Annotated in this window: 11 protein-coding genes and 3 riboswitches; of the genes, 5 read left to right on the top strand and 6 right to left on the bottom strand. The window is 68.3% G+C overall.

The window, feature by feature from the left end; translation table 11 throughout:
• Positions 1-6 precede the first annotated feature (6 nt).
• Positions 7-849, bottom strand: coding sequence for a hypothetical protein (locus tag ACSQ9I_RS03205; protein WP_093105227.1), 843 nt, complete (start codon positions 847-849; stop codon positions 7-9).
• A gap of 120 nt (positions 850-969) precedes the next feature.
• On the opposite strand from ACSQ9I_RS03205, the gene ACSQ9I_RS03200 reads away from it, so the two are divergent.
• The 3 genes from ACSQ9I_RS03200 (at position 970) to ACSQ9I_RS03190 (ending at position 4,864) form a co-directional block, all read left to right on the top strand.
• Positions 970-1,704: a helix-turn-helix domain-containing protein gene (locus ACSQ9I_RS03200; RefSeq protein WP_093105224.1), complete on the top strand. Its 735-nt coding sequence runs from the start codon at positions 970-972 to the stop codon at positions 1,702-1,704.
• Between the two features lie 133 nt (positions 1,705-1,837).
• A riboswitch (glycine riboswitch) is annotated at positions 1,838-1,944 on the top strand.
• A gap of 79 nt (positions 1,945-2,023) precedes the next feature.
• A complete protein-coding gene (locus tag ACSQ9I_RS03195; RefSeq protein ID WP_436312261.1) occupies positions 2,024-3,271 on the top strand; it encodes an FAD-dependent oxidoreductase in 1,248 nt (415 codons plus the stop codon).
• Positions 3,272-3,298: 27 nt separating this feature from the next.
• Positions 3,299-3,389: riboswitch (glycine riboswitch) on the top strand.
• 15 nt (positions 3,390-3,404) lie between these two features.
• A riboswitch (glycine riboswitch) is annotated at positions 3,405-3,510 on the top strand.
• Positions 3,511-3,595: 85 nt separating this feature from the next.
• Positions 3,596-4,864 (top strand): D-amino acid dehydrogenase, encoded by a 1,269-nt coding sequence (locus ACSQ9I_RS03190; RefSeq protein ID WP_436312260.1) that lies wholly within the window; start codon positions 3,596-3,598, stop codon positions 4,862-4,864.
• Between the two features lie 9 nt (positions 4,865-4,873).
• On the opposite strand, the gene ACSQ9I_RS03185 is transcribed toward ACSQ9I_RS03190, so the two are convergent.
• Positions 4,874-5,758, bottom strand: coding sequence for a LysR family transcriptional regulator (locus ACSQ9I_RS03185; RefSeq protein ID WP_436294448.1), 885 nt, complete (start codon positions 5,756-5,758; stop codon positions 4,874-4,876).
• Positions 5,759-5,868: 110 nt separating this feature from the next.
• Here ACSQ9I_RS03185 and ACSQ9I_RS03180 point away from each other — a divergent pair, with 110 nt between their 5' ends.
• Both ACSQ9I_RS03180 and ACSQ9I_RS03175 read left to right on the top strand, forming a co-directional pair.
• Positions 5,869-6,855, top strand: a complete 987-nt coding sequence (locus tag ACSQ9I_RS03180) for a tripartite tricarboxylate transporter substrate binding protein (protein ID WP_436312259.1) — start codon at positions 5,869-5,871, stop codon at positions 6,853-6,855.
• A 9-nt stretch (positions 6,856-6,864) separates the two neighbouring features.
• Positions 6,865-8,040, top strand: coding sequence for a M20 aminoacylase family protein (locus ACSQ9I_RS03175; RefSeq protein ID WP_436312258.1), 1,176 nt, complete (start codon positions 6,865-6,867; stop codon positions 8,038-8,040).
• 137 nt (positions 8,041-8,177) lie between these two features.
• Here ACSQ9I_RS03175 and ACSQ9I_RS03170 read toward each other — a convergent pair whose 3' ends face one another.
• The 4 genes from ACSQ9I_RS03170 to ACSQ9I_RS03155 all read right to left on the bottom strand — a co-directional run bounded on the left by ACSQ9I_RS03170 (position 8,178) and on the right by ACSQ9I_RS03155 (position 13,115).
• On the bottom strand, positions 8,178-9,446 hold the full coding sequence (locus ACSQ9I_RS03170; RefSeq protein WP_093105207.1) for an FIST signal transduction protein: 1,269 nt from the start codon (positions 9,444-9,446) through the stop codon (positions 8,178-8,180).
• Positions 9,447-9,480: 34 nt separating this feature from the next.
• Positions 9,481-10,260 carry a PhaM family polyhydroxyalkanoate granule multifunctional regulatory protein gene (locus tag ACSQ9I_RS03165; RefSeq protein ID WP_436312257.1) on the bottom strand — a complete coding sequence of 260 codons (780 nt, stop codon included), beginning with the start codon at positions 10,258-10,260 and terminating at the stop codon, positions 9,481-9,483.
• An 83-nt stretch (positions 10,261-10,343) separates the two neighbouring features.
• Positions 10,344-10,832 carry a copper chaperone PCu(A)C gene (locus ACSQ9I_RS03160; protein ID WP_436312256.1) on the bottom strand — a complete coding sequence of 163 codons (489 nt, stop codon included), beginning with the start codon at positions 10,830-10,832 and terminating at the stop codon, positions 10,344-10,346.
• A gap of 30 nt (positions 10,833-10,862) precedes the next feature.
• The gene (locus tag ACSQ9I_RS03155) at positions 10,863-13,115 is read right to left on the bottom strand and encodes a TonB-dependent receptor (protein ID WP_436315705.1); all 2,253 of its coding nucleotides are present in this window, start codon (positions 13,113-13,115) and stop codon (positions 10,863-10,865) included.
• Positions 13,116-13,148 lie beyond the last annotated feature (33 nt).

Genomic DNA, 13,148 nt, shown 5'->3' with positions numbered 1-13,148 from the left:
GGTTCCTCAGGCCGTCACCGCGGCCGCGCCCGGATTGTGCCGCAGCGTCTGCCGCCCCATGGACTGCAACGCATGCAGCACCGGCAGCGCCGCCAGCGCCGCGACCAGGTGCTTGAGGCTGTGGCCCGACATCAGATGATGCGTCGCTTCGTAAATGGCATGGTCCGACAGCTCGAGCAACTTGGCCAGCGCGTAGAAGAAGATCACCCAGCCGAGCCTGAGGCCGATGGCGCCGTCCAGGGGCTTGGCAAGTGCCAGCGCGAGCACCAGCGCCATGCCGCCGAACTGGACCAGCGCCCACGGCAGCACGTTGCCGCTCACCTGGTGGACGGCCACCGCCAGCAGCCCGCCGGTCAGCGTGAACCAGGCGGCCGGCCAGCCGGCGCGGGCGCTGACTCGCTCGCAGACGGCACAGCCGATCAGGCCGGCGAAGGCCACCGCCATGCCGGCGCGGTCCGCTGCCAGCCGCAGCCCGTCGGGCTGCAGGTGGTAAAAGGCCGAGCCGGCGGCGATGAGGATCAGGCCCGCGAAGAACATCCAGGCGCAGTCGAGCGTGTTGACCGGCGGCTGGGCCATGGCCTGGGGCAGCGGCGCGGCGTCCTGCGCCTCCTCGTGCGCCCGTTCCAGCCAGCGCAACCAGCGCAGCCCCCAGACGCCGATCACCGCGAAAGGCAGGTTGCTCAGCACGTCCATCGCATAGGGCACGCCGTGCCAACCGCGGTCGTCGGCGAAAGGCGCGCCGCCCAGGCCGGGCGCCGGCAGGGCCGGGCCGGCGATCGCAAGCAGCAGGAGCAGGACGAAGAGGGACAAGAGGCCAAGTTCGCGGCGGGTCAGAGAAGGCAGAGGCATGGCGGGCTCCGGGTGATGTGTGTGCGGCGGAATGTAGGTTGTCAACCGCTCCGGGAGCATCGAGAATCGATACGGAGTACTTTTTCACGACCTCAGGTATCAAATCCCAATACTCCCGCCATGAGCACCACCGTCGACCTTGTGCAGGCTCTCAAGAACGAGCTCAAAACCGCCCGCATGACCTATGCGGATCTCGCCAAGTCGCTCGACATGGCCGAATCCAGCGTCAAGCGCATGCTCGCCAAGGGCGACATGCCGCTCACGCGGGTCGATGCGATCTGCCGTGCACTCAAGATCGACTTCGCCGAACTCGCCCGCCGCGTGGCCGATGCGCAGCCGCTGCTCAAGGAATTGACGCTCGAGCAGGAAAAGGCCGTGGTCAAGGACAAGAAGCTGCTGCTCCTGGCCATCTGCGTCCTGAGCCAGTGGACGCTGGAGCAGATCGTGACCGCCTACCGGATCAGCGAGGCCGAATGCATCGGCTACCTCGCGCAACTCGACCGCATCGGCATCATCGAGCTCCGGCCGCTGAACCGCTACCGCCTGAAACTCGCCAAGACCTTCCGCTGGCGCCCGCACGGGCCGGTGATGGACTTCTTCCGCGAGAACGTGGTGCTCGACTACTACCGAGGCGGCTTCGACGGGCCGGCCGAAGGCCTGCTGCTGGTTCACGGCTCGATCAGCCGCTCGCTGGCGCCGGCCTTTCTGGACCGGCTGCAGCGCGTGGCCCAGGATTTCGCCCAGCAACACCAGACCGACCAGAAGCTCTCGCCCAAGGAGCGCGAGGGCTACACGCTGCTGCTGGGCATGCGCAATTGGGAGTTCGAGCTGTTCACCCGCCTGCGCCGCGCGTGACGGCCAGGAAACCGGTTTCTAAGCTAAGATTCTTACCGCAGAAAAGCGGATGCATCGACATCCCACCGTTGGCGCAAACTCCCATGAACGCTCAGGTGAACCTCGCATCGGTTCGAATCACTGCTCATTTAGTCAATTGCCGTCTGGAGAGTCATCACGCCAGGTGATGCGCCGAAGGAGCAAGTCCGTTGCAGGTCGCAGCGGATGAATCTCTCAGGTACCAAGGACAGGGGGAGCGGCATCTGAACCCCGGGTTACGGCAGCTCCGCACAGTGAGCGCCCAAACCCGCCGTTCATGCCATCCCAAAAGGATCTGGACATGCGCGTGGTTGTACTCGGCGCCGGCTTGCTCGGCGTGACATCGGCCTATTACCTTCAACAGCTGGGCCACGAAGTGACGGTGGTCGACAGGCATGCCACGCCGGCCGCCAAGGCGCGCGGGCGCGTCGACACGGTCGTCACGGCCGCGGCCGACCAGCTTCTTCGGCAATCCGCCACTCGCCGTGCCGCCCGCGCGAAATGGGTGGGGCTGTACGTGCGCCTGCGGCGACGCTTCGCGAAGCTGCTCGATCGCGCCATCGGCGAGGCGCCGAAATCCAAGCCGATCGAACACCTCGTCCGCCTGGGCGCCTACAGCCGCGACATCGTGCGTTCGTTGCGCGACGAAGTCGGCGTGCCCCCGGGCCAGCGCAACCCGGGCCTGCTGAGCATCTACACCGATGCCGACGCCTTCAACGCCCGGCTGGCGCGCGCCTCTCATTGGAAAGATCTGGGATGCGAGGAGCGCCTGGTCTCCGCCGAAGAGGCGCTGCGCATCGAGCCGGCCCTGCAGGCCCTGCGCGGCGAGCTCGCCGGCGCAGCCTATTCGCTCGACGATCCGGCGGCGCGCGACCCGGCCCAGTTCGCGGCCAGCATGGTGTTCCTGTGCCGCGCGGCCGGCGTGCGCTTCCTGACCCAGCACACGGTGATCTCCCTGGAGGAGCGCGCAGGCCGCATCGACCATGTCGAGCTGCTCGATGCCGATGGCCAGCCCGTCGTCCTGCGCGGCCAGGCCTATGTGCTGGCGCTCGGCATCTCCAGCGCGATGCACGCCGAAAAGCTGAAGATCGCCATGCCTTTTCGCTTCCTGCGCGAATACATCGTCACGATCCCTCTCAAGGACGCGACTCGCGCACCGCGCGTCGCGCTGCGCGACCGGCAGGGCAAGCTGGGCATCCGGCGCATCGAAACGCCGGGCAGCGACTGCCTGCGGGTCTCCGCCACGGTACGCGCCAGCTTCGACGAAGAGAGCGAGCCCGATTCGGACCGCGTCGACGCCATCCTGCGCCGCATCGAAACGCTGCTGCCCGGCGCGGCCGACACGGCGCATGCCTCCCTCGAAACGGTCGTGCATGCCGTCAGCCGGGACGGGCTGCCGATGATCGGCAAGACCCGCCTGTTCAACCTGTTCCTCAATGTCGCGCCGGGCGCGCGCGGCTGGATCAACGCCTGCGGCGCCGGCAAGTCGATTGCCCGGATCGTGAGCGGCCTCAGGCCCGAGCTCGAGTTCGCCTTCAGAAATCCGTAGCCGCGCGCGTCCCCGCCGCCTTACAATTGCTGCACTGCAGGAGAGCGGGCCGCGGGAAGCGGCTCCACCGAAGGCGCAAACTCCCATAAACGCTCAGGTCGGCTCACGAGATGAGCCTGTACTGCATCAACTGTCAAAGCCGTCTGGAGAGCCATCACGCCATGTGATGCACCGAAGGAGCAAACCTGCTGCGGGCGCAGCGGGTGAATCTCTCAGGTACCGAGGACAGGGGGAGCGGCAACTTGGACGCATGGTCCGGTTGCTTTCTTTTTCGAGCTTCCGTTTCCGTTGCGTTCAAGCGCTGCAACCTCAAAGGTTCTCGAAATGCGCGTGATCGTTCTCGGCGCCGGCCTGCTCGGCGTGACCTCGGCTTACTACCTCCAGCAACTCGGCCACGAAGTGACCGTGATCGACCGGCAGGCCACACCGGCTGCCGAAACCAGCTTCGCCAACGGCGGCCAGATCTCGGTCAGCCATGCCGAACCCTGGGCCAACCCGAGCGCGCCGCTCAAGGTGCTGCAATGGCTCGGCAAGGAAGATGCACCGCTCCTCTTTCGCATCCGCGCCGACATGCGCCAGTGGCTCTGGGGCCTGCAGTTCCTGCGCGAATGCACGCCGGCGCGCACGCGCCACAACATCGAGCAGATCGTGCGCCTGGGCACCTACAGCCGCGACACGCTGCAGCAGCTGCGCCGCGACACCGGTCTCAGCTACGACCAGCGCACCCAGGGCATCCTGCACTTCTATACGACACAGAAGGAATTCGACGGCGCGCTGAAGCCGGCCGAGCAGATGCGCGCACTGGGCTGCGAGCGCCAGGTGATCTCGGCCGACGAGGCGGTGAAGATCGAGCCCGCGCTAGCCCACATCCGGCCCCGGTTGGCCGGCGCCACCTACACGGCCGAAGACGAATCTGGCGATGCCAACCGCTTCGCGCGCGAACTGGTCGCACTGGCCTCTGCGGCCGGCGTGAACTTCCTCATGAGCCACACCGTGACCGCGCTGCGCGAAGCAGGCGGCAGCATCGACCACGTGGAAGCGACAGACAACGAAGGCCGCTTCCAGCGCATCCGCGGCGACGCCTTCGTGCTGGCGATGGGCTCGCTGAGCCCGCTCTACGCGACGCCGCTGGGCATCCGGCTGCCGATCTACCCGGCCAAGGGCTACTCGGTCACGCTGCCGGTGAAGGATGCCTCGAAGGCGCACCAGGTCTCTTTGACCGACGACGAGTACAAGCTGGTGTTCTCGCGCTACACCTCGGCCACCGGCGACCGCCTGCGCATCGCCGGCACGGCCGAACTCAACGGCTACGACCGCGACCTGAACCGCGTGCGCTGCGAGGCCATCGTGCGGCGCGTCGAAGAGCTGTTCCCTGGCGCCGGCGACAGCACGCAAGCCCAGTTCTGGACCGGACTGCGGCCGGCGACGCCCAGCAACGTGCCGCTGATCGGCAAAACGAAGCTGCCGAACCTGTTCCTCAACACCGGCCACGGCACGCTGGGCTGGACCCACGCCTGCGGCTCGGGCAAATCGATCGCGCGCATCGTGAGCGGCCTCAAGCCCGAGGTCGACTTCGCTTTCGCCACCTCCTAGGTCTCAGTCTCAGTCGCGCAGCAACTCCTGCATCAGCTCGCGCAGGATCGGCAGCGCCGGCGCCTCGGTGCGCCGGCGCAAGGTCACGAGGCCGAAACGCGCGACGCCATTCAGCTCGGGTTTCATCTTCAGCTCGACCAGGTCTGGCGCCGCCGCGCGAATGGCCAGCAGCACGGCGTCGCTCCGGCGCACCACCTCCACCAGGCTCGGGACTTCCTCGCACTGCAGCGTCACGCAGAGTGCCGGGTGCGCCTCGGGTCCATAGGCTTCGACCAAGGTGCGCGCCACCTCGTCGCTCAGCGGCGTGGAGGCTACGGGATAGCGCTGGACCGCCTCGAAGCTCACCGCGCTGCGAAGCCGCGCGAGCGGATGGCCGCGGCGGCACATGAAGACGCCGCGCATTTCGTGCAGCGCGCTCAGCTCCAGGTCGGCCGCGGGCTTCAGCGAACGCGCATCGACCACCAGCGCATCGAGCGTGCGCGCGCGCAGCGCCTGCGCCAGCAAATCGGTGCCGCCGCGCGACACGACCACGCGCATCTTCGGATGGCGGGTCGCCATGCGCATCAGAAAAGGCGTCATCAGCATCGCGCCGGGACCCGAGCCCATGCCGATGCGGATCACGCCGCCCTGCCCCTCGCGCATTAGCCGGCCGCTGTCGCGCAACTCGTCGGCCTCGAACACCAGCTGGCGCGCGCGGTTCAGCACTTCGCGCCCGAAAGCGGTGAGTTCGTTGCGGCGTCCGACCCGGTCGAACAGCGGCATACCCAGTTCGTCCTCGAGCGCGCGGATGCTGCGGCTCAACGCCGGCTGGGTCAGGTGCTGGGCCTGTGCGGCCTTGCTGAAGGAGCCGCTCTTTGCGAGCGAGATCAGATGCCTTAGTTGAACCAGCGTCATCGTGGGTGCCCGGCAAAGTAGTGCATCGAAGTCATGCTAATGCAGACAACAATGCATTGGACGTTCGGATTGACGACTCCTACGATTCGCTCGCATCCACCGGAGCCCCGATGAAACCGTTGTCCCGACCTTCGCGCACCCTACTTCTTGCCGGCCTCATGCTCGCCGCAAGCACGGCCTTCGCGCAGACCTATCCAACGAAGCCCGTCAGCCTGATGGTTCCCTACCCGGCCGGAGGGCCCTCCGACGCCGCCGCGCGCATCTTCACCGTGCCGCTGGGCAAGGAACTGGGCCAGCAGGTCGTGGTGGAGAACCTCGGTGGCGTCAGCGGCGCGATGGCTGCGCAGAAGGTGCTGGCGGCGCCCGCCGACGGCTACTACATCTTCCAGGGCTCGCCGAACGAGGTGATCCTCTCGCCGCTGGCCAATGCGGCCGTCAAGCTCAAGGCCGAGGACTTCCGCCTCGTGCATCCGGTGACCGACGCCGTGATGGTCTTCGTCGCGCGCAAGGACCTGCCGGCCAACACCGTCGACGAGCTGATCGCGCTGGCGCGCAAGTCCGGCGACGCGCCGCTGAGCTACGGCAGCGTGGGCGTCGGATCGCTCTATCACCTGATCCTCGAGAGCGTGCAGCAGCAGGCCGGCATCAAGCTCATGCATGCGCCGTACAAGGGCAACGCACCGCTCCTGCAGGACATCGGCGGCGGCCAGGTGGACTTCGCGGTGCTGGTCTACAGCGCGGCCATGGGCGCGCTGGCCGAGCAGGGCCGGCTCAAGGTGATCGGCCAGCTTGGCGCGCAGCGCTCCGAGCTGCTCAAGAACGTGCCGGCCGTGAGCGAAGGCAAGGAGCTGAAGAACTTCTCCTACAAGATCTGGAGCGGCTTCATGGTGCCGAAGAACACGCCGGAAGAAGTGGTGCAGCGCCTGCACAAGGCGATCGGCGCGACCCTGAAGGACCCGACCGTGCGCGCCCAGCTCGCGGCCCAGACGCAGGTGGCTTCGGCGCCGATGTCGCTGGCCGAATCGGCGAAGTTCTTCGAGGCCGAAACGGCCCGCTACCGCAGCATCGCCAAGTCGATCAACCTGCAGCCGCAGTAAGCTGGCCTCATGAGCACACTCCTCGAACAATTGCACGCGCAGGCCGGCGAATTCATCGGCCTCAGGCGCGACATCCACCACCATCCCGAACTGGCCTTCGACGAGCACCGCACCTCGGCGCTGGTCGCCGCGAAGCTGGAGAGCTGGGGCTACGCGGTCGAGCGCGGCCTCGGCGGCACCGGCGTGGTGGGCCGGCTGGTGCGCGGCAAGGGCAAGCGCCGGCTCGGCCTTCGCGCCGACATGGATGCGCTGCCGATCGACGAAGCCACCGGCCTCGCCTACGCGAGCAGCCACGCCGGCGTGATGCATGCCTGCGGCCACGACGGTCACACGGCCATGCTGCTGGCCGCCGCACACCATCTCGCCGAACGCGGCCGCTTCGACGGCACGCTGAACCTGATCTTCCAGCCGGCCGAGGAAGGCGGCGGCGGCGCGCTGCGGATGATGGAGGACGGCCTGTTCGACAAGTACCCGTGCGACGCGATCTTCGCGATGCACAACATGCCGGGCCTGCCGCAAGGCCGGCTGGCGCTGCGCGAAGGCCCGGCGATGGCCTCGTCGGACTACGCCACCGTCACGCTCGCCGGCATCGGCGGCCATGGCGCGATGCCGCACCGCACCGCCGACCCTATCGTCGCCGCGGCCAGCATCGTGATGGCGCTGCAGACCGTGGTGTCGCGCAACATCGACCCGCTGCAGATGGCCGTGGTCACGGTGGGCGCCATCCATGCCGGAAAGGCCAACAACGTGATCCCGCAGAGCGCCGTGCTGGAGATCAGCGTGCGCGCGCTCGACCGCGAGGTGCGCGGCAGGCTCGAAGAGCGCATCAAGGCGCTCGTCGCGGCACAGGCAGAGAGCTTCGGCGTCAAGGCGCAGATCGACTGGCGGCCCGGCTATGCGGTGCTGGTCAACACCCCCGAGGAAACCGCCTTCGCGCGCGAAGTGGCGCTCGAACTGCTCGGCCCGGAGCGCGTCACGCTGCAGGCGCCGGCGCTGCCCGGCAGCGAGGACTTCGCCTTCATGCTCGAGCGCGTGCCCGGCAGTTATCTGCTGATCGGCAATGGCGAGGGCGACAGCCACGGCGCCTGCATGGTGCACAACCCCGGCTACGACTTCAACGACGACAACGTCGCCATCGGCTCCGCATACTGGGTGCTTCTGACCGAACGCTTCCTGCGGGATTGAACTCACCCCCAGGCTCCCCCACTTCGTATGGTCCGCCAACCCCCTCTCCGGGGGCAACACCGGCGGCCCGGCAAAGCCGGTTCCGCGGTGTTCCCCGCCGGACTCTCGCGCTTTCGCGCACGCAGGGCAGTGAGTTTTCAGTCGTCCGCGGTGAACACGGTCAGCACGCCGGTGTAGCCGTAGAGGTGATGGCGTGCGATCTCGCCGGCGGCGAAGAAGCCGACCAGCGGCACGTCGCCGAGCGCATGGCGCACGATCTGCAGCTCGGCCCCGGGCGCACCGAAATGCGGGCCGCCGCGGCCCGAGCAGCTCACGTACACGGCGCCGGCGATGCGGCGCGCCGGATGGGGCGCGGCCTCGGCTTCGCCGGCCGCGACGGCGCGTGCGGTCGCGAGCGTCTGCTCCTGGGGCTCGAGTTCTTCGCGGACCTCGGCGCACACGCGCATCAGGTCGGCGCGCGCGGCCTGCGCATTGCGGCGGCAGAAGGTCATGCGCATGCCGGCTTCGGCCGTGTCGGCGATCGCGACGCCGCGACGCGTGGGGTCGAGGCCGATGATGTGGCGCACCAGCACGTCGGCGCCGAGGTCGCCGGTGCGACGGATGCTGTCGCTGCCGGCATCGACCAGGCCGACCAGCGTGGCGCGCACGGCATCGATCGCCTCCTGCGGCGCCTCCAGCGAAACGCCGAGCTCGGCCAGCAGCACGTCGAGCGCCGGCTCGCCGTCGAGCCGCAGCAGCAGGTTGCCGTCGGCTTCGGTGATCACGCGCTCGCGCGACACAGGCTGGCAGCCCTGGGTAACCCTGGACACCACACGCACGCCCTCGCCGAACACTACGCCCGAAAGCCCGCCCGAGAACACGCCGCCCGCGGCGCCGTGGCCGCGAATATTGCCGTTGCCGCCGATGGCGAACTGCAGCGATCCGGCGCGGCCCGAGGAGAGGCCGCCGAACAGGTAGCCGGTGTCGGTGCGGCCCGCCATCTCGGCGATCAGCTCGGCGAGTTCGGGCGTGGCCGGGTCGGCATGCACGAGCGCCGTGTGCGCCGCGAAGCCGCTCATCTCGGTGCTGGCGAGCGGCGCCACGCCCGAGAACACGCGGTATTGGTCGCTCGGGAGCTGGCACAGCATCACGCTGAGTGCCGGCTCGTCGAAGTACTCGGCGTTGTTGGCCGAGACGCCGATGCCCACGGTGCCCGACCAGTCGGTGATCTCGGGCAACTCGGCGCCGAGGTGGTCGAGGATCTCCTGCGCATCCTCGGCGTAGTGGTCGGTGATGTAGAGCAGGCCCAGCGTGGGCGAACGTGCGTAGTCGGGCAACGCCATCTGCGCCCGCAATTGGGCCAGCACGAGCCCGGCCGCCATGCGCCATTGCGGATGGGTGGCGTGACCGGAGGGAAACAGCTTCATGGACTCGGCTCTCTGGCGTGGTTCGGTGTGGGGATCAGCGTCCGCGCGCTCGCTTGCGCGCCGGCGCCGTGGATTTCTTGGCCGCGCCGGGCGCAGCCGGCGCCTTCTCCTTCTTCGTGGCGGCCGCGGCCGTCTTGCGTGCCGGCTTCTTGCCCGATGCGGTGCCCATCGCATTGCCGACCGCATCGGCCAGCGGCTTGGCCATGTCCGGCATTTTCAGCTGGGACGCGTCCTGCAGGGCCGAACTGGCGATCTGCTGGAACTGCTGCGTGAGCGCGCCCCACCATTGCAGCGGGTCGACCACGCCGGCGGATGCGTCCGACGATGCGACGGCAGTCGCCGAGGTCTTGCCGCGCCCGTTGCCCCGGGCTGCCGCGACCGGCGTCTCGATGTCTTCGGGTTCGTCTTCCGGCTCGTCCTCCGGTTCCGGCACAGGCGGCGCAGCCGGCGGTGCAGCGCGCGGCGCCGGCGCGGCGACAGGTGCCGTCGCTTGCCGCGTGAACGCGTTGGCCAGATCCTCCATGCGCACATTCATGCCGCGCAGCGTCGAGAGCGTCATCTTCTGCACCTCGAGCGCCTGGATGGTGGCCTTGAGCGCGTGACCGTTCTGCTCCAGCCAGTACTGCACGGTCTTGAGTTCCTGGATGCGCTTGTCGACCTCTTCGACGCTCAAGGTCGGCGCCACCCAGCTCGACAGGCTCGGCATGCCGGGCACCGTGCTCGCGCTCCCCGCAGCACCGCTCGCAAGGCTCTGGAGGAAGTCGAAGCCCGGGACGAACTGGCTGAAGGCGAAAGGCTTGCTCGCGTCGCTCATGGGGAGGTCTCCTGGAGAGTGATTCTTGTCCGGGCAGCTTACTCCAAGGGGATGCGCTTTTGTCGCCGCGGCAGGCGCTAAAGCTAGTGCTTGTGGTTGTGCGCCGGCGCCGCCGCGCCATCGGCCGGCGCGCCCACCTGCAGCTTGAATTCCAGCGTGCTCGTTTTGCCCTTCGCGTCCTCGAAGTGCAGCGTGACCGGCACGCTGGCACCCTTGGCCAGCGGCTGCTTGAGGTCCATCAGCATCAGGTGGTAGCCACCAGGCTTGAGCTCGACGGTCTTGCCGACCGGCAGATCGAGGCCCGGCACGGCGCGCATGCGCATCGTGTCGCCCTCCATCTTCATTTCGTGTACTTCCGCTACACCGGCCGCGGGCGTCGAGACGCCGACCAGCCGCGCGCCGGCCGGCGCGGTGAGCTTCATGAAAGCGCCGGTCCCGCTCTGGCCGGGCACCGACTGGCGCACCCAGGCGTCGCGCACCTGGACGGCGGCGGGTGTTTGCGAAAAAGCACCGGCGGCACCCGTCAAGGCGGCGCAGAGCGCGAGGGTTCTGATGGCGATCGAGAGGTTCATGGGGACGGTCCTTGGGAGTGTGAGTCAAAGTCAAAGGTCGAACTTGAGTTCGGCCACGAAGGTGCGTTGCGGGTAGGGGTGGAAAGCCCAGTACTTGTTGTTGTTGAGGTTGTCGATGCCGAAGGCTGCGCTCCACTGCCTGTCGATCCGATAGCGCACTCGCACGTCGGCGACGAAGTACTTGCTGAAGCCCATGTAGGCGGAACCGTTCGGATCGCTGTTGTCGAGCGAACCGTACTGCCTGCCGCTGTAGCGCGCGCCGATGGAGTATGACCAGCGGGCGTCGGGCCGGTAGGTGGCGAGCAGCGTGGCGCGGGTGCGCGGCACGCGCGGCTGCGCTTTGCCCACGCTGGCGGGAAAGCCGCGGTTGGCGGTGATCTCGGAATCGGCCAGCGTCAGGCTGGCGGAGAGGTCCAGCCCCTGGATGCCGACGTCGACGCCCTGGAAGGCGAGCTCCAGTCCGCGGGTGCGGATCGCATCGACGTTCTGCACCGTGGTGACGCCCGGGCGCAGCTGCTGGCTGTAGAGCGCGTCCTTCGTCCGTTCGAAAAACAGCGTGGTGCGCAGCAGGCCGTCGATACCCCAGCGCTTGAGATCGCGTTCCGCGCTCAGCTCGGTCGTGACCGAACGCTCGGGCCGCAGCGTCGGGTCGCTGTTGAGGATGGTGTTGCCCTCGATCGAGCCCTGATAGAGCTCGCTCACCGTGGGCATGCGCACCGCGCGGCCGGTCGATGCCTTGAAGAGCCACTCGGGCGAGGCCTGCCAGGCGATCGCGGCCTTGGGCGAGTTGTAGCTGTCGGTACGGGTCGGAAAGGCTCGCACGGCCGTCGCGTTGGCGAGCGTGCCGCCGTCGGCATGCCAGCGCTCGTGGCGCAGGCCGAGCGTGGTCTTCCAGTTCCGGGCGAAGCGCCACGTGTCCTGCGCGTAGAGCGACTGCAGCTCGGTGTTGCCGGTGAAGGCCGAGAAGCGGCTCTTGGCCCCGCCCTCGATCCAGTCGGGCGTATTGCTCACCAGCGTGCGCAGCTTGTAGCGCTCCTGCTGGAATCCGAAGTCGAGCACATGGGCGCCGATGCCCTCGGCGGACCCGCTCGGACGCCAGGTGCCGGCGGCCTTGAGGGTGTTCCAGCCGGTGCCGTCCATGTCGGTGATGCGCCCCGCGCCGCCGTAGAAGGCAGCGGGCAGCGCCGCAGTCGGCGTGCGCGCGATGTCGCTCGCGTAGTCGAACAGGCTGGCCGCGACCTCCCAGTCGAACTGCCCCTGCGTGTTGCTCTTGACCGAGAGGCCATGCATGGTGTGCCGCAGATCGGTCTGGGTCGGGGCGAAGGCGGCGCTGGGCGTGTCGAGGTTGTAGACGCGGCCGGCGATGTTGACACGGCCCGAATAGACCGGCTGGCCGAAGCGGTCGCGCAACCAACTGTCGACCGTGCCGCTCGTGCTGTTGTTCCAGGTGCCCAGAGTGTAGGTGGCGCGCAGCGTGGGCGAGAAATCGTAAGCCAGCTTGATCTTGGCCTGCTCCTGGGTCGTGTCGTAGATCGTCGTGCCGCCGAGCAGCCACCAGGGCTGGTTCGAAGGGTTGAGCCCCGGTACCGCGCCGGTGACCGTCGTGCCGGCACTGCCCACCGTGCCCGCGCTCAGCAGACGATTGGCGAACACCAGCGCCTGGCCCTTGCTTTGCGTGCGGCTCAGGCCGAGCCACCACGACCAGTCGCCGCTGCGGCTGCCGAGCGAGAGATCGACCTGGTTGCCGGCGGGCGAGGAATGGCTGCCGTAGAGATCGAAGTTCGAGCGGAAACCCGTGAGCTTGGCATGCGCCTCGAGCTGCGTCGGCATGCGCGTCACGTAATCGACCACAGCGCCGGCCGCGTTGCCCGAGTAGGCGGCCGAGAACGGTCCGTAGAGCACATCGACGCGCTCGATCTCCTCCGGCGAGACCATGCCCCAGCGCGGCGCGAAGGTGGCGCCGTTGCCAAGCAGGTTCGACAAGGGGATGCCGTCGGCAAACACCAGCGAGCGGGCGCTGTTGCCGGTGCCCGAGGCACGCGTCGCGAGCACCGCGTGGTTGAAGTCGCCGATGTAGCGCTTGCGCACCACCAGGCTCGGCAGGTACTTGAGCGCGTCCTCGCTGTCGGTGGCGTTCACCGTCTCGCCGATCTGCTCGCGCGTCACGCCTTCGATGGTGGTGGGAATCTGCGTCGGCAGCGAACTCGGCCGGCCACCGGTCACGGTGACGGTGCCGAGGGAACGAATCAGGCCTTCAGGCGGCGATGCCGCGTCTTGCGCCATTGCCGGCGCGGCCCAGGGAACGGCCACGGCGAA

The sequence above is a fragment of the Variovorax sp. LjRoot84 genome (assembly GCF_964254305.1).
Classification (GTDB): domain Bacteria; phylum Pseudomonadota; class Gammaproteobacteria; order Burkholderiales; family Burkholderiaceae_C; genus Variovorax.
This window is presented reverse-complemented; position numbering and strand designations above follow the sequence as displayed.

What these genes read in the sequence shown, in the direction of transcription:
- ACSQ9I_RS03205 (WP_093105227.1), bottom strand. Translation starts at nt 849, where the DNA reads ATGCCTCTGCCTTCTCTGACCCGCCGCGAACTTGGCCTCTTGTCCCTC.
- ACSQ9I_RS03200 (WP_093105224.1), top strand. Translation starts at nt 970, where the DNA reads ATGAGCACCACCGTCGACCTTGTGCAGGCTCTCAAGAACGAGCTCAAA.
- ACSQ9I_RS03195 (WP_436312261.1), top strand. Translation starts at nt 2,024, where the DNA reads ATGCGCGTGGTTGTACTCGGCGCCGGCTTGCTCGGCGTGACATCGGCC.
- ACSQ9I_RS03190 (WP_436312260.1), top strand. Translation starts at nt 3,596, where the DNA reads ATGCGCGTGATCGTTCTCGGCGCCGGCCTGCTCGGCGTGACCTCGGCT.
- ACSQ9I_RS03185 (WP_436294448.1), bottom strand. Translation starts at nt 5,758, where the DNA reads ATGACGCTGGTTCAACTAAGGCATCTGATCTCGCTCGCAAAGAGCGGC.
- ACSQ9I_RS03180 (WP_436312259.1), top strand. Translation starts at nt 5,869, where the DNA reads ATGAAACCGTTGTCCCGACCTTCGCGCACCCTACTTCTTGCCGGCCTC.
- ACSQ9I_RS03175 (WP_436312258.1), top strand. Translation starts at nt 6,865, where the DNA reads ATGAGCACACTCCTCGAACAATTGCACGCGCAGGCCGGCGAATTCATC.
- ACSQ9I_RS03170 (WP_093105207.1), bottom strand. Translation starts at nt 9,446, where the DNA reads ATGAAGCTGTTTCCCTCCGGTCACGCCACCCATCCGCAATGGCGCATG.
- ACSQ9I_RS03165 (WP_436312257.1), bottom strand. Translation starts at nt 10,260, where the DNA reads ATGAGCGACGCGAGCAAGCCTTTCGCCTTCAGCCAGTTCGTCCCGGGC.
- ACSQ9I_RS03160 (WP_436312256.1), bottom strand. Translation starts at nt 10,832, where the DNA reads ATGAACCTCTCGATCGCCATCAGAACCCTCGCGCTCTGCGCCGCCTTG.
- ACSQ9I_RS03155 (WP_436315705.1), bottom strand. Translation starts at nt 13,115, where the DNA reads ATGGCGCAAGACGCGGCATCGCCGCCTGAAGGCCTGATTCGTTCCCTC.